The 21499-nt window shown below is 60.0% G+C and carries 17 protein-coding genes and 1 pseudogene; 4 read left to right on the top strand and 14 right to left on the bottom strand.

Annotated features, from left to right (window positions below):
- Positions 1 to 41: 41 nt before the first annotated feature.
- From AB4O45_RS22110 to ppsA, 8 genes are all read right to left on the bottom strand, one after another.
- The gene (locus AB4O45_RS22110) at positions 42 to 1076 is read right to left on the bottom strand and encodes an OmpA family protein (protein WP_039762998.1); all 1035 of its coding nucleotides are present in this window, start codon (positions 1074 to 1076) and stop codon (positions 42 to 44) included.
- Positions 1077 to 1183: 107 nt separating this feature from the next.
- Entirely contained in the window at positions 1184 to 1774 is a 591-nt protein-coding gene (gene sigX, locus AB4O45_RS22105; protein ID WP_016773832.1) for an RNA polymerase sigma factor SigX, read from the bottom strand.
- Between the two features lie 90 nt (positions 1775 to 1864).
- Positions 1865 to 2689 carry a mechanosensitive ion channel family protein gene (locus tag AB4O45_RS22100; protein ID WP_016773831.1) on the bottom strand — a complete coding sequence of 275 codons (825 nt, stop codon included), beginning with the start codon at positions 2687 to 2689 and terminating at the stop codon, positions 1865 to 1867.
- 2 nt (positions 2690 to 2691) lie between these two features.
- Positions 2692 to 2940: a hypothetical protein gene (locus AB4O45_RS22095; RefSeq protein WP_003223293.1), complete on the bottom strand. Its 249-nt coding sequence runs from the start codon at positions 2938 to 2940 to the stop codon at positions 2692 to 2694.
- 63 nt (positions 2941 to 3003) lie between these two features.
- On the bottom strand, positions 3004 to 3999 hold the full coding sequence (locus tag AB4O45_RS22090) for a zinc transporter ZntB (protein WP_016773830.1): 996 nt from the start codon (positions 3997 to 3999) through the stop codon (positions 3004 to 3006).
- Between the two features lie 21 nt (positions 4000 to 4020).
- Entirely contained in the window at positions 4021 to 4512 is a 492-nt protein-coding gene (gene rraA, locus AB4O45_RS22085; protein WP_016773829.1) for a ribonuclease E activity regulator RraA, read from the bottom strand.
- A 210-nt stretch (positions 4513 to 4722) separates the two neighbouring features.
- Positions 4723 to 5712 (bottom strand): alpha/beta fold hydrolase, encoded by a 990-nt coding sequence (locus tag AB4O45_RS22080; RefSeq protein ID WP_460160533.1) that lies wholly within the window; start codon positions 5710 to 5712, stop codon positions 4723 to 4725.
- Between the two features lie 185 nt (positions 5713 to 5897).
- A complete protein-coding gene (gene ppsA / locus AB4O45_RS22075) occupies positions 5898 to 8273 on the bottom strand; it encodes a phosphoenolpyruvate synthase (RefSeq protein ID WP_056784146.1) in 2376 nt (791 codons plus the stop codon).
- Positions 8274 to 8447: 174 nt separating this feature from the next.
- Between ppsA and ppsR the strand changes: the two genes are divergently transcribed.
- On the top strand, positions 8448 to 9266 hold the full coding sequence (gene ppsR / locus AB4O45_RS22070) for a posphoenolpyruvate synthetase regulatory kinase/phosphorylase PpsR (RefSeq protein WP_016773826.1): 819 nt from the start codon (positions 8448 to 8450) through the stop codon (positions 9264 to 9266).
- A 133-nt stretch (positions 9267 to 9399) separates the two neighbouring features.
- Here ppsR and prpD read toward each other — a convergent pair whose 3' ends face one another.
- The 6 genes from prpD to AB4O45_RS22040 form a co-directional block, all read right to left on the bottom strand.
- Positions 9400 to 10884, bottom strand: coding sequence for a 2-methylcitrate dehydratase (gene prpD, locus AB4O45_RS22065; protein WP_460160532.1), 1485 nt, complete (start codon positions 10882 to 10884; stop codon positions 9400 to 9402).
- A 186-nt stretch (positions 10885 to 11070) separates the two neighbouring features.
- Positions 11071 to 12261: a 2-methylaconitate cis-trans isomerase PrpF gene (gene prpF, locus AB4O45_RS22060; protein WP_406228639.1), complete on the bottom strand. Its 1191-nt coding sequence runs from the start codon at positions 12259 to 12261 to the stop codon at positions 11071 to 11073.
- 53 nt (positions 12262 to 12314) lie between these two features.
- Entirely contained in the window at positions 12315 to 14909 is a 2595-nt protein-coding gene (acnD, locus tag AB4O45_RS22055; RefSeq protein WP_016773823.1) for a Fe/S-dependent 2-methylisocitrate dehydratase AcnD, read from the bottom strand.
- 198 nt (positions 14910 to 15107) lie between these two features.
- Complete coding sequence (gene prpC, locus AB4O45_RS22050) at positions 15108 to 16235, bottom strand: bifunctional 2-methylcitrate synthase/citrate synthase (RefSeq protein WP_041479144.1); 1128 nt, start codon at positions 16233 to 16235, stop codon at positions 15108 to 15110.
- A 136-nt stretch (positions 16236 to 16371) separates the two neighbouring features.
- A complete protein-coding gene (gene prpB, locus AB4O45_RS22045) occupies positions 16372 to 17265 on the bottom strand; it encodes a methylisocitrate lyase (protein ID WP_150635869.1) in 894 nt (297 codons plus the stop codon).
- Complete coding sequence (locus AB4O45_RS22040) at positions 17262 to 17984, bottom strand: GntR family transcriptional regulator (RefSeq protein ID WP_177180867.1); 723 nt, start codon at positions 17982 to 17984, stop codon at positions 17262 to 17264. Before AB4O45_RS22040 ends, prpB begins: the two co-directional genes overlap by 4 nt.
- 404 nt (positions 17985 to 18388) lie before the next feature.
- On the opposite strand from AB4O45_RS22040, the pseudogene rloA reads away from it, so the two are divergent.
- From rloA to AB4O45_RS22025, 3 genes and pseudogenes are all read left to right on the top strand, one after another.
- Positions 18389 to 18926 (top strand): annotated as a pseudogene (rloA, locus tag AB4O45_RS22035) (retropepsin-like aspartic peptidase RloA).
- Positions 18927 to 18931: 5 nt separating this feature from the next.
- Entirely contained in the window at positions 18932 to 20467 is a 1536-nt protein-coding gene (gene rloB, locus AB4O45_RS22030; RefSeq protein ID WP_024012295.1) for an osmotic stress tolerance membrane protein RloB, read from the top strand.
- Positions 20467 to 21453 (top strand): alpha-L-glutamate ligase-like protein, encoded by a 987-nt coding sequence (locus AB4O45_RS22025; protein ID WP_056784132.1) that lies wholly within the window; start codon positions 20467 to 20469, stop codon positions 21451 to 21453. The genes rloB and AB4O45_RS22025 overlap by 1 nt, the downstream gene beginning before the upstream one ends.
- Positions 21454 to 21499: the final 46 nt, after the last annotated feature.

Here is a 21499-nt window from a genome sequence, read left to right as displayed (position 1 = left end):
AAGCCCGGCCTGAGCCGGGCTTTTCCATCAGCGGCAGCTAATTACTTAGCTTGAGCTTCAACCTGCGCTTCTACGCGACGGTTTACAGCGCGGCCAGCTTCAGTTTTGTTGTCAGCAACTGGGCGGGATTCGCCGTAGCCAACAGACTGAACGCGGGACGATTCAACACCGTACTGGTTGGTCAGAACTTGCTTAACGGCGTTTGCACGACGCTCGGACAGTTTCTGGTTGTAAGCGTCAGGACCGACGGAGTCAGTGTGACCTTCAACAGTAGTGGTGGTGGATGGGTACTGCTTCATGAAGTCAGCCAGGTTTTTGATGTCGCCGTAGCTGTTAGGCTTGACTACCGACTTGTCGAAGTCGAATTTCACGTCCAGCTCAACACGAACAACTTCAGCAACTGCTGGGCAGCCATCAGCGTCAACGGTTACGTTGGCTGGGGTGTCCGGGCACTTGTCAACGTTGTCGCAAACGCCATCGTTGTCGCTGTCGGAGCAGACTTCAGCAGGTGCTGGAACTGGAGCAGCAGCTGGCTTGGAGCCGCCACCGAAGTTCACACCGATACCGACGCTAGGAGCCCACTCGGTGTCGCCCTGGTCGATGTTGTACTGAGCTTCAACGCCGGCACGGGCGTAGAAGTTCTCGGTGAAGTACAGCTTGGCACCGCCGCCAACATTGGCGAAGGTGGAACGGTTACGACCGTTCGAACCGTTCTGGTCGATGCTCTGGTCAGAGAAACCGGCCGAAACGTATGGACGAATCATGTCGCCTGGGTTGTTGAAGTGGTACAGAGCGTCCAGAGCGGTGTTAGCGCCTTTGACGTTCTTGCCATCGTCGGCACGTACGTTGTGCACTTCGTCGTAGCCCAGACGCAGTTCAACGTCGTCGGTCAGGAAGTAACCGATCGAACCGCCGAACAGGTTGCCGTTGTTCTTGAAGTTACGAGCGCTGTCGAATTGTTCTTTCTTAGCGAAGCCTTCGATTTCAACTGCGCCTTGGCCTTGTGCCAGAGCGCCGAACGAAGTGGCGGCAATCAGAGAACCAATGGCCAAGCCCAAGGTGTTTTTCAGTTTCATCCGTTAAATCCCCATCTGGTGATTGTGAAGCAGTCCCGCAAACCGGGGGACAACTCGGCGGCAAGTCTATCAGAACTTGCCTACACGTAAGAGATATTTGCGCTGAACTAAGTTTCAGCAATGCCTGCAAATTTCTCACGCAATTTATCTAGAGCGCGTTTGTAACGCATTTTTGTCGCACTCAAACCCATGTGCATGATGTCTGCGATCTCCTGAAACTCCAGCTCTGCGACAAATCGTAGCACCAGAATTTCGCGGTCAATCGGATTCACATACACCAGCCAGCGATCAAGCCCACCCTTCTCCTCCGGCTTCGGCGCCTTTTCTTCAGACGCTTCTTCAAGAGGGTCCAGACTGAGAGCGTCCATCAAGCGACGCTTACGCCGTTCCTTCCGATACTGCGTGATGCATTCGTTGTAAGTGATGCTGTAAAGCCAGGTTTTGAACTTCGATTTCCCCTCGAAGTTCTTCAGGCCGTACAGCACCTTCAGCATCACTTCCTGACAGACATCGTCTGCGTCGCGATCGTTCCCAAGATATCTCGCGCAGACGTTAAATAATGTTCGCTGGTAACGCCGCATCAACTCTTCGTAGGCGCGCGTTACGTGAAACAGCTCGGTATGCGAGCGCGCGACCAACTCCTCATCAGAGAGCTCGCGGGGGTCGTAGCGCGTGGATAGCGGTTGGGCTTTATTCAAAACAAGTCGTGCCGACAGTCAGGTCAATGTCCGCCACAACCAGCCTCGGCTGGCATTTTGCGGCGGCATACATTAGCAGGGTTTGCCGGTTTAGCGGCTACTCACATGCTGTTCCAGCAGGATCCGATTGGAGAGAGAGACTAGCTCACCCTCATCGGTCAGCAATGTGGTTTTAACCGTGCCGATCTCTTCGATCTGGCCTTCGACCTCGCCAACACGCACTTGTTGCCCAACCTCATACAGCTCACGCACATAGATTCCCGCAAGAATCTGACCGGCGATTTCCCGGCTTCCCAAACCCATGGCCAGCGCAACTGCCAGACCAACGGTAATCAAAACGATGACAATTACATGGTTCAGCAGGTCGGTCTTGACCTCGAGCTGGCTGATCGCAACCGAGATGCTGATGATGATCACCAGCCCCTGCGCGATCCGTCCCAACCCGGAAGCGTAGTCCAGCCCTACGCCTTCTGCTGCGCCGCGCACCAGCCCGTTGGCCAGTTGCGCCAGCAGGACACCGACCAGCAGCACCAGCGCGGCGCCGAATACTTTCGGCAGATACAACGCCAGCATGTCCAGCGTAGCTGAAACTCGCTCGAGGCCAAGGGATTCTGCCGCAGAAACCAGAAAAATCAGCAGAACGAACCAGTAGACAATTTTACCGATCAGCGTCGAGATCGGCACTTGCAGCCCGGCGCGCGACATCAGCTTGGTCAGCCCGGTACCGCCCATCAGGCGATCAAGGCCCAGTTTTGCGAGCAATTTGGAGAGCAAGGTGTCGAGCAGCTTGGCCACGACGAAACCCAACAGCAGCACAACCAGTGCGCCGAACAGGTTCGGAATGAAGTTAGCGACTTTGGTCCACAACGCAGTCATTGCAGTGACGAGGCTCTGAGTCCAGAGATCAAGTTCCATATTCAATCAGCCTTATCAGCAGTGCGAGCAGTGGTTTTACGAAGACGGGAAACCGGCGAGACATGCGCCGAGCCATTGTTCAGGGCGATCATCAGCGCGGGCAGCCAGCGGCCCAGCAGGCTGAACAGATCACCGGCGCCGACCTGGCGGTTGGCGGTTTTGAGTACGCGGCCCAGGCAGGCATCGTCGTCGCGGCTGGACGGCGAAGCGTTGAGCATGTCGCGCAAAGACTGTTCAAACGGATCGTGCATACGCACCTCTCGTGATGTCTGTGAAAGACGCGGGCAGTTTTACTCGGGTCACATGCGCCATGTTCACACCCAGCGCAATCGACGGAACAACCACCACTGACCGAACGCCAGGGCGAGTACCGTCAGACAGGCAATCAGGAAACCATACGGGCTTTCGGCAAACGGAATGCCGCCGACATTGATGCCCAGCAGACCGGTGATGAAACTCATCGGCAAGAAGATGCAGGTAATGATGCCGAAGCGGTACATGGTCCGATTCATGTGCACGCTCAAACGCCGGTCTTCGGCTTCCAGCACAAGCCCCACGCGCTCTCGGGTCAATTCGAGCTCTTCCAGATAACGGGTCAGGCTGTTGTTCAATTCGTTCCAGTAGTCGGCGTCGTCTTCGACGAACCACGGCAGTTTGATCCGCGTCAGCTGTCCGAAAATGTCCCGCTGTGGCGCGAGAAAACGCTTCAGCCCAGCGGCTCTGCGGCGGATGTGCAAAATGGCCCCGTGCTCGGGCGTATACCGTTCGTCGGCGTCGAGTTTTTCTTCCTCTTCATCGACCACTTCCGACAGGCACGTGACCAGATCCTGCACTTTATTGGTGAGGAACTGCGCCAGATACAGCATCAATTCAGAAGACGTTTTCGGACCTTTGCCCTCCCCCAGCAGCGCCAGCAACTCATCTGTAGCGCGCAACGGACGCAAGCGCAGGGAAATCACGCGCTGAGCGGAGGCAAAAATCCGCACCGAGACCATGTCTTCTGGCTCGGCGCCCGGGTTGAGATTGACCCCGCGCAGAAACAGCAGCAGCTCGGAATCGGGCAATGGCAACAGACGCGGGCGGGTGTTCTCTTCCAGCAGCAGATCGCAGGTGAATTCGTTGAGCCCGCTGGATTTGCGCAGCCAGGTTTGGGTCTGCGGATGGCTGCGATCCCAGTGCAGCCACAGGCTTTCATGGGCCTGCAGCTGCAAATCGTCGAGCTCAGTCCGGGCTATCGAACGCGCACCGCCCTTGCCGTCCAGCACCAGGGCATGCACCAGCCCCCATTGCGCGTTTTCTTCCTCGAACATCCGCATCCCTTGTCGAAAATCTTATTCAGGCATTTTCAGCGGGCTCGGCGATACGATCACGCCGTTGTTGTCCGCATAAATGTATTGACCTGGGTGGAACGTCACGCCGGCGAAAGTCACCGGAACGTTGAGGTCGCCGATGCCGCGCTTGTCGGTTTTCATCGGGTGACTGGCCAGCGCCTGCACGCCGAGATCGGTCTGGGCGATGACGTCGACGTCACGGATGCAACCGTAGATCACCAACCCTTCCCAACCGTTCTGCGCGGCCTTGGCGGCGATCATGTCGCCCAGCAGGGCGCGGCGCAGCGAACCGCCGCCATCAACCACCAGTACTTTGCCTTTGCCGTTGAGTTCGGCCTGCTCCTTGACCAGCGAATTGTCTTCGAAGCATTTGATGGTCACGATTTCGCCGCCGAAAGAATCCCGGCCACCGAAATTGCTGAACATCGGTTCCAGCACCTGCACCAGCTCCGGGTAGGCGTCGCACAGATCAGGCGTAAGGTAATGTTCCATCGAAAAACTCCTGTAACAAGGAAGACGATCAAGGATGCCGCATTCTGATGAGACGAGTTCCGGCGGTCGCTGTTTACCTTAGTCCATGCCATGGTCGCTGACGCAACCTGAACAAACCCTGAAACGTAATAGCTAAACAGTCACGAAATATGACCAGAACCGCACAATGCGTCATATCTTAGCCGCAAGCCAGGCTGAACGGAACGCCCTTCACACTGCGGCGGCCAGATTCGCTGGCTGCTCAAGCAACGGCGTCTGCTGATCCTTCAACCAGCGCGCCACCAGCGGCCACACCTCAGCCTGCGCCGCTTTGCTCACCAGCATTTCGACATGACCGAAATTATCCGAGAAGCCCTGCTCGCGCCCCAGATTGATGAACTGCTTGTGCTCGGCGCCGATCTGCTCGAACAGCTTGCGGCAGGCCCACGCCGGATCCTGATGATCGCCCGCTGCCGTCACCGCCAGCACCGGTACCTGAACATCGGCAAGTCCGGCCCACCAGTCCTTGTCCTTGTCGCCGAAGCGACCGAACAAGCCGTACCAGCGCATGCTTTCGATGGCCAGGCCGATCGGTTCGTCTTCCGGGCCGCGTTTGAGGCGTGAGCCGGACAACTGCGCGAAACGCTTGAGAATAAAGCGCCCGCCCCACTCCACCGGTGGGATTTTCAAAGGCCAATAGGTACGGCTGACCTGGGTGCCGAAAAACGCCGCCGAGGCCACGGCCGGTTCGCCGAGATACTCGCCGCCGAGCGCTGCTGCCAGGGTGATGCCGCCCAGCGAATGGCCGATCCAGTGCGGGATCTGTCCGCTCTGCTCACGCACGAACGCGGCAATCGCCGGCAGATCGTAGCGAGCGTAATCGGCCACGCGGTTGCGCCGGTAGTCTTCGTTGCGCTGGGACAGGCCGTGACCGCGCATTTCCGGAATCCACACGTCGAAGCCCAGCCGCGTCAGATACGCGCCGAGCCCGAGGCCTTTGGGGGAAAACCAGAAGCGCCGATTGGAGAAGCTGCCGTGTAACAGAATCACCGGCACGCCGCGTGGCGCCGTGTCATCGGCCATGCCCAGGCGGGTGACGGCGATCTCCACGGACCAGTCCGGGCTGTTGCCGGGTTTCAATCGATAGACGTCTTCGCTCAGATCGCCGCGCCGCTCGGCGCTGATCAGCGCGACAGGAAACAGGTTGCTGCTGCTTTGCATAATGCTCTTGCACAAAAAAGGGCGGCATCCGATGGAGCCCGCCCTACTTCAATCTCAAGGCCCGGCCCATGTGGGAGCGAGCCTGCTCGCGAAAGCGGTGTATCAATCAACATCCATGGTGAATGTTGCTCCGTCTTCGCGAGCAGGCTCGCTCCTACAGGGGGCGCGGCCCGTTCACATGTTGATCAAGCCTGCGCCTGACCTTCGGCGAGGAAGAACCAGGTTTCCAGCACGGTGTCCGGGTTCAGCGACACGCTCTCGATGCCCTGTTCCATCAGCCACTTGGCCAGATCCGGGTGGTCCGAAGGACCCTGACCGCAGATGCCGATGTACTTGCCAGCCTTGTTGCAGGCCTGAATGGCGTTGGCCAACAGCTTCTTGACCGCTGGATTACGTTCGTCGAACAGGTGCGCGATGATCCCCGAGTCACGGTCCAGACCCAGCGTCAGTTGGGTCAGGTCGTTGGAGCCGATCGAGAAACCGTCGAAGAATTCGAGGAATTCCTCAGCCAGAATCGCGTTGGATGGCAGCTCGCACATCATGATCACGCGTAGACCGTTCTCGCCACGCTTCAAGCCGTTCTCGGCGAGCAGATCGACCACCTGGCTGGCTTCGCCGAGAGTACGGACGAACGGCACCATGATTTCCACGTTGGTCAGGCCCATCTCGTTGCGCACGCGTTTCAGCGCGCGGCATTCGAGCTCGAAGCAATCGCGGAAAGATTCGCTGATGTAACGCGAAGCGCCACGGAAGCCCAGCATCGGGTTTTCTTCTTCCGGCTCGTAGAGCTTGCCGCCGATCAGGTTGGCGTATTCGTTGGACTTGAAGTCCGACAGACGCACGATGACTTTTTTCGGCGTGAACGCTGCAGCCAGGGTGCTGATGCCTTCCACCAGTTTGTCGACGTAGAAGTCGACGGGGTCGCTGTAGCCGGCAATACGCTTGTCGACGCTGTCCTTGATTTCCTGCGGCAGGCCGTCGTAGTTCAACAGCGCTTTCGGGTGCACGCCGATCATGCGGTTGATGATGAATTCCAGACGCGCCAGACCAACGCCGGCGTTCGGCAATTGGGCGAAGTCGAAGGCGCGATCCGGATTGCCGACGTTCATCATGATCTTGAACGGCAGCTCCGGCATGGCATCGACGGAGTTCTTCTTGATGTCGAAGCCCAGTTCGCCTTCGAAAATGTAGCCGGTGTCGCCTTCGGCGCAAGACACGGTCACGCCCTGGCCGTCCTTCAGCAGCTGGGTGGCGTTGCCGCAACCGACCACCGCCGGAATGCCCAGCTCACGGGCGATGATCGCCGCGTGGCAGGTACGCCCGCCACGGTTGGTGACGATGGCGCTGGCGCGCTTCATCACTGGTTCCCAGTCCGGGTCGGTCATGTCGGAAACCAGCACGTCGCCCGGCTGGACCTTGTCCATTTCCGAGACGTCTTTGATGATCCGTACTTTGCCGGCGCCGATGCGCTGGCCGATCGCCCGGCCTTCCACCAGCACGGTGCCGGTTTCTTTCAGCAGGTAACGTTCCATGACGTTGGCCTGGGTGCGGCTTTTCACGGTTTCCGGACGCGCTTGCACGATGTACAGCTTGCCGTCGTCACCGTCCTTGGCCCACTCGATGTCCATCGGGCAGCCGTAGTGCTTCTCGATGATCATCGCCTGCTTGGCCAGCTCGCTGACTTCGGCGTCGGTCAGGCAGAAACGCGCGCGTTCGGCCTTGTCGACATCGACGGTTTTGACCGAACGACCGGCCTTGGCCTCGTCGCCGTAGATCATCTTGATGGCTTTGCTGCCCAGATTGCGACGCAGGATCGCCGGACGACCGGCCTCCAGTGTGCCTTTGTGTACGTAGAACTCATCCGGGTTGACCGCGCCTTGTACGACGGTTTCGCCCAGGCCGTAAGCGCCGGTGATGAACACCACGTCACGGAAACCCGATTCGGTATCGAGGGTGAACATCACGCCGGCGGTGCCGGTTTCCGAACGCACCATGCGCTGCACGCCAGCCGACAGGGCGACCAGTTTGTGGTCGAAGCCCTGGTGCACGCGGTAGGAAATCGCACGGTCGTTGAACAGCGAAGCGAACACCTCTTTGGCGGCGCGGATTACGTTTTCCACACCACGGATGTTCAGGAAGGTTTCCTGCTGACCGGCGAACGAGGCGTCCGGCAGGTCTTCGGCGGTAGCAGAAGAACGCACGGCCACGGCTACGTCAGGGTTGCCCGCCGACAGCGCGGCGAACGCGGTGCGGATCTCGGTGTTGAGTTTTTCCGGGAATTCGGCGTCCATGATCCATTGGCGGATCTGCGCGCCGGTCTTGGCCAGGGCATTGACGTCGTCGACGTCAAGCGCGTCGAGGGCCTTGTGGATCTGCTCGTTCAGGCCGCTCAGTTCGAGGAAGTCACGATAGGCCTGAGCCGTCGTGGCGAAGCCGCCGGGGACCGAAACACCGGCGCCTGCCAGGTTACTGATCATCTCGCCCAGGGATGCGTTCTTGCCCCCCACATGCTCAACATCGTGTTTGCCGAGCTTATCGAGGGAAACTACGTACTCTACCAAGTTGATCTCTCCACTAACTGTGTTGGAAAAGCTCAGAAACCGGCGGCCCGGGGGAGCCTTGGCCGGTTGTATGGCCTGGACCTGGAAAATAAGTGAGAATGCGGGCCAATGGCGGCCGGCAAATCGCGCCTATCATATCCAGAAATGCTCATCAGCTTAAGGCCCAAGGTGCAAATGAAACGATCTGCTTTCTTCATCTCCGATGGCACCGGCATTACCGCCGAAACCCTGGGTCAAAGCCTGTTGGCGCAGTTCGAAAACATTACCTTCAGCAAATTCACGCGGCCCTACATCGACAGCGTGGAAAAAGCGCGGGCCATGGTACAACAAATCAACAAAGCCGCTGAAACCGACGGCTTTCGGCCGATCATCTTCGACACCATCGTCAATCAGGACATCCGTGAGATTCTCGCAACGTCCAATGGTTTCATGATCGACATTTTCTCGACTTTCCTCGCGCCGCTCGAACAGGAGCTTACCGAGCACTCTTCCTACACCGTCGGCAAGTCCCATTCCATCGGGCACAACTCCAATTACATGGAGCGCATCGAGGCGGTGAACTTCGCCCTCGACAACGATGACGGCGCGCGCACCCACTATTACGACAAAGCCGATCTGATACTAGTGGGCGTGTCGCGATGCGGCAAAACGCCGACGTGTCTGTACATGGCCATGCAGTTCGGCATCCGCGCGGCCAACTATCCGCTGACCGAAGACGACATGGAGCGCCTGACCCTGCCGACGGCCCTGCGCGCCCATCAGCACAAGCTGTTCGGCCTGACCATCGACCCCGACCGCCTGACTGCGATCCGCAACGAGCGCAAGCCCAACAGCCGTTATTCGAGCTACGCCCAGTGCGAATTCGAAGTGCGCGAAGTGGAGAACCTGTTCCGCCGCGAGAACATTCCGCACATCAATTCCACGCATTTTTCCGTCGAGGAGATTTCGGCGAAGATTCTGGTGGAGAAAGGGGTTGAGCGGCGGTTCAAGTAGGTTTGCGGTGCCTGATCTGACGCTATCGCGGGCAAGCCCGCTCCCACAGGTTCTGAAGGCGTTCACAATTTCTGTGTTCATCACAATTCCCTGTGGGAGCGGGCTTGCCCGCGAAGAACGATAACGCGGTCTGTCAGAGCACAAACAGATCGATGAATCGATTCACCGCTGTGGCTTCAAGCCGCGCCTGATCCTCACAGAGCGCAAAAATCTCCGCGCAACGCTGCTCGGCAAACCGCGTGGCCAGATTGGCCTTGAACTTGTCCTCCAGCAACGGAATACCTTCGGCGCGGCGGCGGCGATGGCCGATCGGGTACTCCACCAGCACGTTATCGGTGCTGCTGCCGTCCTTGAAAAACACCTGCACGGCATTGGCAATCGAGCGCTTGTCGGGCTCAAGGTATTCGCGAGTGAAACGCGGTTCTTCGACGATGACCATTTTTTCGCGCAGCACATCGATGATCGGATGCGCCTTGTGGAAGTCGTCTTCGTAGTGCTCCGCCACCAGATTGCCGAATGCCAGCGGCACGGCGGTCATGTATTGCAGGCAGTGGTCGCGGTCGGCGGCATTGGCCAGCGGGCCGACCTTGGAAATGATGCGGATCGCCGATTCATGGGTGGTGATGACGATGCGGTCGATCTCATGCAGGCGATTGCGCACCTGCGGATGCAGGGTCACCGCCGCCTCGCATGCGGTTTGCGCATGGAATTCGGCGGGGAAGCTGATCTTGAACAGCACGTTTTCCATCACGTAACTGCCGAACGGCCGGGAAAAGCTGAAAGCGCGTTTGTCCGAGGGTTTCAGCGCCAGATCGTTGTTGGTGTGGCTGAACGAAACGTCATAGAAGCCCCACTGCTTCGCGCTCAAAACTCCGGGAATGCCCATCTCGCCGCGCATGGCGATGTCGGCCAGCCTTACGCCGCGACTCGCCGCATCCCCCGCCGCCCAGGATTTGCGCGAGCCAGCGTTCGGCGCGTGACGATAGGTGCGCAGCGCCTGACCGTCGGCGAAGGCATGGGACAGCGCCGACAGCATCTGCTCGCGATTGGCACCCATCAGTCTGGCGCTGACGGCGGTCGAGGCGACTTTCACCAGAATGACGTGGTCGAGTCCAACCCGGTTGAAGGAGTTTTCCAGAGCGATCACGCCTTGAATCTCGTGGGCCATGATCATCGCTTCCAGCACATCACGAACCGTCAGCGGCGCCTCACCGTGGGCGACGCGTTTCTGCGACAGGTGATCGGCTACGGCGAGGATGGCACCGAGGTTGTCCGATGGATGCCCCCATTCGGCGGCAAGCCAGGTGTCGTTGTAATCGAGCCAACGGACGATGCAGCCGATGTCCCACGCGGCCTTAACCGGATCGAGGCGATAACTGGTGCCCGGCACTCGTGCGCCGAACGGCACCACCGTGCCCTCGACTATCGGGCCGAGGTGTTTCGTGCATTCGGGAAAACGCAGAGCCAGCAGACCGCAGCCCAGCGTGTCGATCAGGCAGTTGCGCGCGGTGTTCAGCGCTTCGGCGGATTCGGGCTTGAAGGTGAGGACGTAGTCGGCGATGTTCTGCAGAACTGCGTCGTAATCGGGGCGGTTGTTCAGGTCGACGTTGGCGCTCATGTTCGATTCACTCGTGAAGTGGTTCGTTGATGGGACCTCGGTTCAGGGCTAACGATTTCTTATGATTGAAATGCAATCCACTGTGGGAGCGAGCCTGCTCGCGAAGGCTGAGCGTCAGTCAACATTTGCATGTCTGATGCATCGCTTTCGCGAGCAGGCTCGCTCCCACAAGGATATTGCTGTTGCTTAAAAGCAATCGCCGGGCACGCGGACATAGCCTTCCATGAGCACCCGCGCACTGCGACTCATGATGGCTTTCTTCACCACCCATTCGCCATTCTCCAGCGTCGCCTCGGCGCCCACGCGCAACGTCCCGGACGGATGTCCAAAGCGCACGGCATTGCGCTCGACGCCGCCGGCAGCAAGATTGACCAACGTGCCGGAAATCGCTGCCGCCGTGCCGATCGCCACTGCCGCCGTGCCCATCATGGCGTGGTGCAGCTTGCCCATCGACAACGCGCGCACCAGCAGATCGACATCACCAGCGGCAATCGCTTTTCCACTCGACGCTACGTAATCCGCAGGCTTGGCGACGAATGCGACTTTCGGCGTGTGCTGCCGCTTGGCGGCTTCTTCCAGATTGGCGATCAGCCCCATCCGCAACGCACCGTAGGCACGAATGGTCTCGAACATCAGCAGCGCTTTTGGATCGCCGTTGATCGCGCCCTGGAGTTCGGTGCCGGTGTAACCGATGTCTTCGGCGTTGACGAATATCGTCGGGATCCCGGCGTTGATCATGGTCGCCTTGAACGTGCCGACACCCGGGACCTCAAGCTCATCGACCAGATTGCCGGTGGGGAACATCGAGCCACCGCCGCCCTCTTCTTCCGCCGCCGGATCCATGAATTCAACCTGCACTTCGGCCGCCGGAAAGGTCACGCCGTCGAGTTCGAAATCACCGGTTTCCTGCACTTCGCCGTCGGTGATCGGCACGTGGGCGATGATGGTCTTGCCGATGTTGGCCTGCCACACGCGCACCACCGCCACACCGTTGTGCGGAATGCGGCTGGCGTCGACCAGACCGTTGCTGATGGCGAACGAACCGACCGCCGCCGAGAGGTTGCCGCAGTTGCCGCTCCAGTCGACGAACGGCTTGTCGATCGACACTTGGCCGAACAGGTAATCGACGTCGTGATCGGCGCGGGTGCTTTTCGACAGGATCACGGTTTTGCTGGTGCTCGACGTCGCGCCGCCCATGCCGTCGATTTGCTTGTCGTAGGGATCGGGGCTGCCGATCACTCGCAGCAACAAAGCGTCGCGCGCCGGTCCTGGGACCTGCGCTGCTTCGGGCAGATCCTTGAGGCTGAAGAACACGCCTTTGCTGGTGCCGCCGCGCATGTAAGTCGCAGGGATTTTTATTTGTGGTGCGTGAGCCATGGTGCTCCTTACCGAAGGCATGGGACTTGAAAATCCCATGCCCACAAGTTGATTTAAACGGCGACCGCCGAGCCTTCGAGGAAGTCCTGCGCGAAGCGCTGCAACACGCCGCCGGCCTCGTAGATCGACACTTCTTCAGCGGTATCGAGACGGCAGGTCACCGGCACTTCGACACGCTCGCCATTCTTGCGATTGATCACCAGCGTAAGATCCGCACGCGGCTTGCGCTCGCCGATCACGTCGTAGGTTTCGCTGCCATCGATGGCCAGAGTGTGGCGGTTGGTGCCAGGTTTGAATTCCAGCGGCAACACGCCCATGCCCACCAGGTTGGTGCGGTGAATGCGCTCGAAACCTTCAGCGGCAATCGCCTCGACACCGGCCAGGCGCACGCCTTTAGCCGCCCAGTCGCGGGACGAACCCTGACCGTAGTCGGCACCGGCAATGATGATCAGCGGCTGCTTGCGCTGCATGTAGGTTTCGATGGCTTCCCACATGCGCATGACCTGGCCTTCCGGCTCGACACGCGCCAGCGAACCCTGCTTGACCTTGCCGTTTTCCACGACCATTTCGTTGAACAGCTTCGGATTGGCGAAGGTCGCGCGCTGTGCGGTCAGGTGGTCGCCACGGTGGGTGGCGTAGGAGTTGAAGTCCTCTTCCGGCAGGCCCATTTTCGCCAGGTATTCGCCGGCGGCGCTGTCGAGCATGATCGCGTTCGATGGCGACAGGTGATCAGTGGTGATGTTGTCCGGCAGCACCGCCAGCGGGCGCATGCCCTTCAACGGACGGGCGCCGGCCAGTGCGCCTTCCCAGTACGGCGGACGGCGAATGTAGGTGCTCATTTCGCGCCAGTCGTACAACGGCGCGACTTTCGGCCCGGTGTCTTCATGCACGGCGAACATAGGAATGTAGACCTGCCGGAACTGCTCGGGCTTGACCGACGACTTCACCACCGCATCGATTTCTTCGTCGCTCGGCCAGATGTCCTTGAGGCGGATTTCCCGGCCATCGACCACGCCCAGCACATCCTTCTCGATATCGAAACGGATGGTCCCGGCGATCGCGTAGGCAACCACCAGCGGCGGCGAGGCGAGGAATGCCTGTTTGGCGTACGGGTGAATGCGGCCGTCGAAGTTGCGGTTGCCGGAAAGCACCGCGGTCGCGTACAGATCGCGGTCGATGATCTCTTGCTGGATCAGCGGATCGAGGGCGCCGGACATGCCATTACACGTGGTGCAGGCAAATGCCACAACGCCGAAACCGAGCTGTTCCAGCTCAGTGGTCAGCCCCGCTTCATCGAGGTACAGCGCCACGGTTTTCGAACCGGGCGCCAGCGAGGATTTGACCCACGGCTTGCGGGTCAGGCCGAGCTTGTTGGCATTGCGCGCCAACAGGCCGGCGGCGATGACGTTGCGTGGGTTGCTGGTGTTGGTGCAACTGGTGATGGCGGCGATGATCACGGCGCCGTCGGGCATTTGCCCCGGCACGTCATCCCACTGGCCGGAGATGCCTTTGGCCGCCAGATCCGATACCGCAACGCGGGCGTGCGGGTTGCTCGGGCCGGCCATGTTGCGCACCACCGAGGACAGATCAAAAGTCAGGCCGCGCTCGTATTGCGCGCCTTTCAGGCTGTCAGCCCACAGACCGGTCAACTTGGCGTATTGCTCGACCAGTTGCACTTGCTGGTCTTCACGACCCGTCAGTTTCAGGTAATCGATGGTCTGCTGATCGATGTAGAACATCGCTGCCGTGGCGCCGTATTCCGGGGCCATGTTGGAAATGGTGGCGCGGTCGCCGAGGGTCAGCGCCGCCGCGCCTTCGCCGAAGAACTCCAGCCAGGCACCGACGACTTTCTGCTTGCGCAGGTATTCGGTCAGGGCCAGGACCATGTCGGTGGCGGTGATGCCCGGTTGCAACTTGCCGGTCAGTTCGACGCCAACGCTTTCCGGCAGACGCATCCACGACGCACGGCCGAGCATCACGCTCTCGGCTTCGAGGCCGCCGACACCAATGGCGATCACACCGAGCGCATCGACGTGCGGCGTGTGGCTGTCGGTGCCGACGCAGGTGTCGGGGAACGCCACGCCTTCGCGCACCTGAATCACCGGGGACATTTTCTCCAGGTTGATCTGGTGCATGATGCCGTTGCCCGGCGGGATCACGTCGACGTTCTTGAAGGCCTTTTTGGTCCAGTTGATGAAGTGGAAACGGTCTTCGTTGCGGCGGTCTTCGATGGCGCGGTTCTTCTCGAAGGCCTGGGCATCGAAACCGCCGGCCTCGACGGCCAGCGAGTGGTCGACGATCAATTGCGTCGGCACCACCGGGTTGACCTGCGCCGGGTCACCACCCTGCAAAGCGATGGCGTCACGCAGACCGGCGAGGTCGACCAGCGCGGTCTGGCCGAGGATGTCATGGCAGACCACCCGCGCCGGGAACCACGGAAAATCGAGGTCGCGCTTGCGTTCGATCAGTTGCTTGAGCGAGTCGGTGAGCGTGGCCGGGTCGCAGCGACGCACAAGGTTTTCCGCCAGCACGCGGGAGGTGTACGGCAGGGTGTCGTAGCTGCCAGGCGCAATCGCCTCGACCGCCGCGCGGGTGTCGAAGTAATCCAGCGGCGTGCCGGGCAGGTTCTTGCGGAATTCTGTGTTCATCGGGTCAGGACTCGGGTCACGGTGGTTGCAAAGGGTGGGCCAGAAACCTGAGTTACACACCGTCCACTATGGGAGCGAGCCTGCTCGCGAAAGCGGTATATCAGTCGACATCAATGTTGAATGTCAGTCCGTCTTCGCGAGCAGGCTCGCTCCCACAGGGTCTAGCGGTGTTCTCTGGTTCCGGGTCAGCCCACCATTTCAGCGACGTTCGATTGGCACGAACTTGCGCTGTTCGACGCCGGTGTACTCGGCGCTTGGGCGGATGATGCGGTTGTTGGCGCGTTGTTCGAACACGTGCGCGGCCCAGCCGGTCAGGCGCGAGCAGACGAAGATCGGCGTGAACAGCTTGGTCGGGATGCCCATGAAGTGGTACGCCGAGGCATGGTAGAAGTCGGCATTCGGGAACAATTTCTTCTGCTCCCACATGGTCTTGTCGATGGCTTCGGAGACGGGGAACAACACCTTGTCGCCGACCTCGTCCGCGAGTTTTTTCGCCCAGCCCTTGATCACCTCGTTGCGCGGGTCGCTGTCCTTATAGATCGCGTGGCCGAAGCCCATGATCTTGTCCTTGCGCTCGAGCATGCCGAGGGTGCCTTTGATCGCCTCTTCCGGCGACGAGAAGCGCTCGATCATTTCCATCGCCGCTTCGTTGGCGCCGCCGTGCAATGGACCGCGCAGCGAACCGATTGCCGCTGTTACGCAGGAATACAGATCGGAAAGGGTCGAGGCGCAAACCCGTGCGGTGAAGGTCGAGGCATTGAATTCGTGCTCGGCGTAGAGGATCAGCGACACGTTCATGACTTTGACGTGCAGTTCGCTCGGTTTCTTGCCGTGCAGCAAATGCAGGAAGTGGCCGCCAATGGTCGGCTCGTCGCTGACGCAGTCGATGCGCTTGCCGTCGTGGCTGAAGCGATACCAGTAGCACATGATCGCCGGGAAAGCGGCGAGCAGGCGGTCGGTCTTGTCGCGCTGTTCGGCGAAGTCTTTCTCCGGTTCGATGTTGCCGAGGAATGAGCAACCGGTGCGCATGACGTCCATCGGATGCGCGTCAGCCGGGATGCGTTCAAGCACTTCCTTGAGCGCCTGCGGCAGGTCGCGCAGTTTGCTCAGTTTGCTTTGATAGTCGGCCAGTTGCGCTGTTGTCGGCAGTTCGCCGTACAGCAGCAGATACGCGACTTCTTCAAATTGCGCGTCGGCGGCCAGTTCACGCACGTCGTAGCCGCGATAGGTCAGCCCGGCACCGGCCTGGCCCACGGTGGACAGTGCGGTTTGCCCGGCTACCTGGCCACGGAGCCCGGCGCCACTGAGTACTTTTGCTTCGGCCATTGTGTTCTCCAATCTTCTTGAATTTGTATGGGGAAACTTGTGGGAGCGAGCCTGCTCGCGAAAGCGTCGTGTCAGTCACTTTGACATTGCCTGATCCACCGCTTTCGCGAGCAGGCTCGCTCCCACAGGGTTTTGTTCAGCCTTTCTTCTGTGCAAACAACGCATCGAGCTTCTGCTCGAACGTGTGGTAATCGATACGATCGTAGAGCTCCATGCGAGTCTGCATGGTGTCGATGACATTCTGTTGCGTGCCATCGCGGCGGATCGCCGTGTAGACATTTTCCGCCGCCTTGTTCATCGCGCGGAATGCCGACAGCGGATACAGCACCAGAGAAACGTCGGCGCCGGCCAGTTGTTCGGTGGTGTACAGCGGCGTTGCGCCGAACTCGGTGATATTGGCCAGGATCGGCGCTTTCACGCGGTTGGCGAACAGCTTGTACATCTCCAGTTCAGTAATCGCTTCCGGGAAGATCATGTCAGCGCCGGCCTCAATGCACGCCGCCGCACGATCGAGTGCCGATTCCAGACCTTCCACCGCCAATGCATCGGTGCGCGCCATGATCACGAAGCTGTCGTCGGTGCGCGCATCGACGGCGGCTTTGATGCGATCGACCATTTCCTGCTGGCTGACAATTTCTTTATTCGGGCGATGGCCGCAGCGCTTGGCGCCAACCTGGTCCTCGATGTGAATCGCCGCCGCGCCGAACTTGATCATCGACTTGACCGTGCGCGCGACGTTGAACGCCGACGAGCCAAAACCGGTGTCGACATCCACCAGCAGCGGCAGGTCGCAGACATCGGTGATGCGGCGCACGTCGGTCAGCACGTCGTCCAATCCAGTGATGCCCAGGTCCGGCACGCCCAGAGAACCTGCGGCTACACCGCCACCGGACAGGTAGATCGCCTTGAAACCGGCGCGTTTGGCCAGCAGCGCGTGGTTGGCGTTGATCGCGCCGACCACTTGCAAAGGATGCTCGCTGGCGACCGCATCGCGGAAGCGCTGGCCCGGCGTGTTCAGGTTGGAAGTCATGCATCACCTCGTTCAGTGGCTGTCTTGTTGTGGGCGCCGTCCTCGTAGTGACGGGCGATGTTGCGTTTCGAGGCGCCGATGTGGCGGCGCATCAACAATTCCGCGAGTTCGCCGTCACGGTCGGCGATGGCATCGAGAATGCGGTGGTGTTCGGCGAAGGCCTGGTGCGGGCGATTCGGCGTGGTGGAAAACTGGATGCGGTACATGCGCACCAATTGATACAGCTCGCCGCAGAGCATCTGCGTCAGCGTGCGATTGCCGCTGCCCTGGATGATCCGGTAATGAAAGTCGAAATCGCCTTCCTGCTGGTAGTAACCGACGCCGGCCTGAAACGCCGCATCGCGCTCGTGGGTTTCCAGGACCCGGCGCAGTTCGTCGATTTCCTCGACGCTCATGCGCTCGGCGGCGAGGCGGCAGGCCATACCTTCGAGGGATTCACGGATTTCGTAGAGTTCGATCAATTCGGCATGGCTGAGCGAGACCACCCGCGCACCGACGTGCGGCACGCGCACCAGCAGGCGCTGGCCTTCCAGACGATGGATCGCCTCACGCAGCGGGCCTCGGCTGATGCCATAGGTGCGCGCCAGCTCCGGCTCGGAGATCTTGCTGCCCGGGGCGATTTCGCCTTTGACGATTGCGGCCTGGATACGCCGGAAGACGTTTTCCGACAGCGTCTCGGAATCGTCGCCACTGATGACCGGGGGATCGAGTTGATCCAGCATGATTGTCGACACCTTTAAATCCAATGCGGCAAAAACTAGCCAATCTGGCCCGATGAGTCAAAGGATAAATAGGTATTGTCGACAATCGTCTAATAACCGCTGCCAATCGATCATCTATTACTGTGGGAGCGAGCCTGCTCGCGAAGGCGGCAGGTCAGTCGGCTTCTGCATCGAATGACACAGCGCATTCGCGAGCAGGCTCGCTCCCACAAGGGTGGCACCCCTTGCAGGTTTTGGGTCGGCGCAAGCGCTGGCGCCATAAAACCACCGTGCTAGAATGCCGCCCGCATTTGCGGGTCTTTTGTACGGCTTGCCATAAAAAGCTGCCAGGCACACGCGGGGGCTTGCGCACGGTTGTGCGGGCACCTGAACCGATAACGGAACGCTGCGCACCAGGATTTATGAGACTCAAGCCTTTCCCCACCTTTTTTGCTCTGTTTTGCCTGCCCGGCCTCGCCGCCGCGGGGGAAAAAACCGTGTACGGCCTCAACGAATACGCTTCGCTTGACGGCATCAATCTCGAAGTTGCGGCCAAACTCGACACCGGGGCGAAAACCGCCTCGCTGAGTGCCCGCGACATCAAACGCTTCAAACGCAACGGTGAATCCTGGGTACGTTTCTACCTGGCGATCGACACCGCGCATTCGCACCCCATCGAACGGCCGCTGGCGCGGGTCAGCAAGATCAAGCGCCGCGCCGGCGACTACGATCCGGAAGAAGGCAAGCAGTACACCGCCCGTCCGGTGATCGAGCTGGATATCTGCATGGGTTCGGCAATGCGCAGCATCGAAGTGAACCTCACCGACCGAAGTGCGTTCCAATACCCGCTTTTTGATCGGCTCCGAGGCGCTGAAACGCTTCGACGCGCTGGTCGACCCCAGTCTTAAATACGCTGCCGGCAAACCTGCCTGCACCATCGCCGCTCACACCGCCGAGTAATTTCCATGCGTTCTCTAACCTTCCACCTGAAAATCCTGATCGCCGTGCTGGTGCTGCTGGGCGTTTCGGTTACGGCCTATCAGATTTTCGTGCTCGGCATCCCGGTGACCGAAGACGCCACCGACGACCTGTGGAACATCGACGCCAAGGTCGAGTTCGTCGCCAGCACCAAGGATCCGGTGAAGATCCAGATGTTCGTGCCGCCGTTGAGCCGCGATTACGTGAGCCTCAACGAAAGCTTCATCTCCAATAACTACGGCGTCGCGGTCAACCGCATCGACGGCAACCGCAAGGTGACCTGGTCGGCCCGTCGCGCCAAGGGCAACCAGACGCTGTATTACCGTTTGGTGCTGACAAAGCGCTACACCGCGGAAAAATCCAAGGTCAAAGGCCCGACCTTCCGTGACAGCATGGTCATCGAAGGCCCGGAAAAAATCGCCGCCGAAGCCCTGCTCGCGCCGATCCGCCAACATTCGGCCGACGTCGAAACCTTTATTGGCGAGGCGATCAAGCGCGTCAACAACGTCAACGACGACAACGTCAAATTGCTGCTGGCCGGCGATCCGTCGACTTCGCACAAAGCCAAGATCGTCGAACTGCTGCTGTCGATTGCCCACGTTCCGGTAGAAAAAGTCCACACCATCCGCCTCGTCGCCGATCAGCCTCAGACTCCCGAACTGTGGCTGCGCAGCTTCAACGGCAACGACTGGCTGTACTTCAACCCGGAAACCGGTGAGCAAGGCCTGCCGACCGATCGCCTGCTGTGGTGGACCGGCGACGAAAACCTGATCACCGTCGACGGTGGCAAGAAAGCCAACGTGACCTTCAGCTTGAACAACAGCGAGATGAACGCGATTCGTCTGGCCAAGCTGACCGACGAAAACACTGACGCCAACTTCCTCGATTACTCGCTGTACGGCTTGCCGCTGCAGACCCAGCAGACCTTCATGATCATGGTGATGATCCCGATCGGTGTGCTGGTGATCCTGATCCTGCGCAACCTGGTCGGCCTGCAGACCCTCGGCACATTCACCCCGGTGCTGATCGCCCTCGCCTTCCGCGAAACGCAGCTGGGCTTCGGCATCCTGCTGTTCACAGTGATCACGGCGCTGGGCCTGTCATTGCGCTCGTATCTCGAACATCTGAAGCTGCAAATGCTGCCGCGCCTGTCGGTGGTGCTGACGTTCGTGGTGGTGTTGATTGCGGCGATCAGTCTGTTCAGCCACAAGCTGGGGCTTGAGCGTGGCTTGTCGGTGGCGCTGTTCCCGATGGTGATTCTGACCATGACCATCGAACGTCTGTCGATCACCTGGGAAGAACGCGGCGCCAACCATGCGCTGAAAGTCGCCATCGGCACGCTGTTCGCCGCCTCCCTGGCGCACCTGATCATGACCGTGCCGGAGCTGGTGTACTTCGTATTTACCTTCCCGGCGATCCTGCTGATTCTGGTCGGTTTCATGCTGGCGATGGGTCGCTATCGCGGCTACCGCCTGACCGAACTGGTACGTTTCAAGGCCTTCCTGAAGAAGGCTGACGCCTGATGTTCGGTTTCTGGAAGACCTGGAAGGCCCTCGAGGCGCGCGGCATCATGGGCATCAACCGCCGAAACGCGGACTACGTGCTCAAGTACAACAAGCGCAGCCTGTACCCGATCGTCGATGACAAGATCCTGACCAAGGAACGCGCCATCGCCGCCGGTATCCACGTGCCGGAGCTGTACGGGGTGATCTCCACCGAGAAGGAAATCGACAAGCTCGACGAGATCATCGGCGGGCGCAGCGACTTCGTGATCAAACCGGCGCAGGGCGCGGGTGGCGACGGCATCATCGTCATCGCCGACCGCTTCGAAGGCCGTTATCGCACGGTGTCTGGCAAGATCCTCGCCCACGAGGAGCTGGAACATCACATCTCCAGCATCCTCACCGGCCTGTACTCGCTGGGCGGCCACCGCGACCGCGCGCTGATCGAATACCGTGTGACCCCGGACCAGATCTTCAAAAGCATCAGCTACGAAGGCGTGCCGGACATCCGCATCATCGTGCTGATGGGTTACCCGGTGATGGCGATGTTGCGTCTGCCGACCCGCCAGTCCGGCGGCAAGGCCAACCTGCACCAGGGCGCCATTGGCGTCGGCGTCGATCTGGCCACCGGCCTTACGCTGCGCGGCACCTGGCTGAACAACATCATCACCAAACACCCCGACACCACCAACGCGGTGGATGGCGTGCAACTGCCCTACTGGGACGGTTTCATGAAACTCGCCGCCGGCTGCTATGAGCTGTGTGGGCTGGGTTATATCGGCGTGGACATGGTGCTTGATCAGGAAAAAGGCCCGCTGATCCTCGAGCTGAATGCGCGGCCGGGGCTGAACATTCAGATCGCCAACGATTGCGGCCTGACCTTGCGTACCCACGCGGTTGAAGCGCGGCTGGAAGAGCTGAAGGCGCGGGGCGTGACGGAGTCGGTTGAAGAGCGGGTGGCGTTTACCCAGGAGATGTTTGGGCATATTCCAGCTGTCGAAGGCTAAAAGCTCAAGAGCCCCTCACCCTAACCCTCTCCCAAAGGGAGAGGGG

The sequence above is a fragment of the Pseudomonas sp. S2_B10 genome (assembly GCF_054668425.1).
The sequence above is the reverse complement of the archived record's forward strand: the minus strand, read 5'-3'. Positions and strand labels throughout refer to the sequence as shown.

Coding starts and splice junctions, on each gene's coding strand:
- AB4O45_RS22110 (WP_039762998.1), bottom strand. CDS start 1,076: ATGAAACTGAAAAACACCTTGGGCTTGGCCATTGGTTCTCTGATTGCC.
- AB4O45_RS22100 (WP_016773831.1), bottom strand. CDS start 2,689: ATGGAACTTGATCTCTGGACTCAGAGCCTCGTCACTGCAATGACTGCG.
- AB4O45_RS22095 (WP_003223293.1), bottom strand. CDS start 2,940: ATGCACGATCCGTTTGAACAGTCTTTGCGCGACATGCTCAACGCTTCG.
- AB4O45_RS22090 (WP_016773830.1), bottom strand. CDS start 3,999: ATGTTCGAGGAAGAAAACGCGCAATGGGGGCTGGTGCATGCCCTGGTG.
- rraA (WP_016773829.1), bottom strand. CDS start 4,512: ATGGAACATTACCTTACGCCTGATCTGTGCGACGCCTACCCGGAGCTG.
- AB4O45_RS22080 (WP_460160533.1), bottom strand. CDS start 5,712: ATGCAAAGCAGCAGCAACCTGTTTCCTGTCGCGCTGATCAGCGCCGAG.
- ppsR (WP_016773826.1), top strand. CDS start 8,448: ATGAAACGATCTGCTTTCTTCATCTCCGATGGCACCGGCATTACCGCC.
- prpD (WP_460160532.1), bottom strand. CDS start 10,884: ATGAGCGCCAACGTCGACCTGAACAACCGCCCCGATTACGACGCAGTT.
- prpF (WP_406228639.1), bottom strand. CDS start 12,261: ATGGCTCACGCACCACAAATAAAAATCCCTGCGACTTACATGCGCGGC.
- acnD (WP_016773823.1), bottom strand. CDS start 14,909: ATGAACACAGAATTCCGCAAGAACCTGCCCGGCACGCCGCTGGATTAC.
- prpC (WP_041479144.1), bottom strand. CDS start 16,235: ATGGCCGAAGCAAAAGTACTCAGTGGCGCCGGGCTCCGTGGCCAGGTA.
- prpB (WP_150635869.1), bottom strand. CDS start 17,265: ATGACTTCCAACCTGAACACGCCGGGCCAGCGCTTCCGCGATGCGGTC.
- rloB (WP_024012295.1), top strand. CDS start 18,932: ATGCGTTCTCTAACCTTCCACCTGAAAATCCTGATCGCCGTGCTGGTG.
- AB4O45_RS22025 (WP_056784132.1), top strand. CDS start 20,467: ATGTTCGGTTTCTGGAAGACCTGGAAGGCCCTCGAGGCGCGCGGCATC.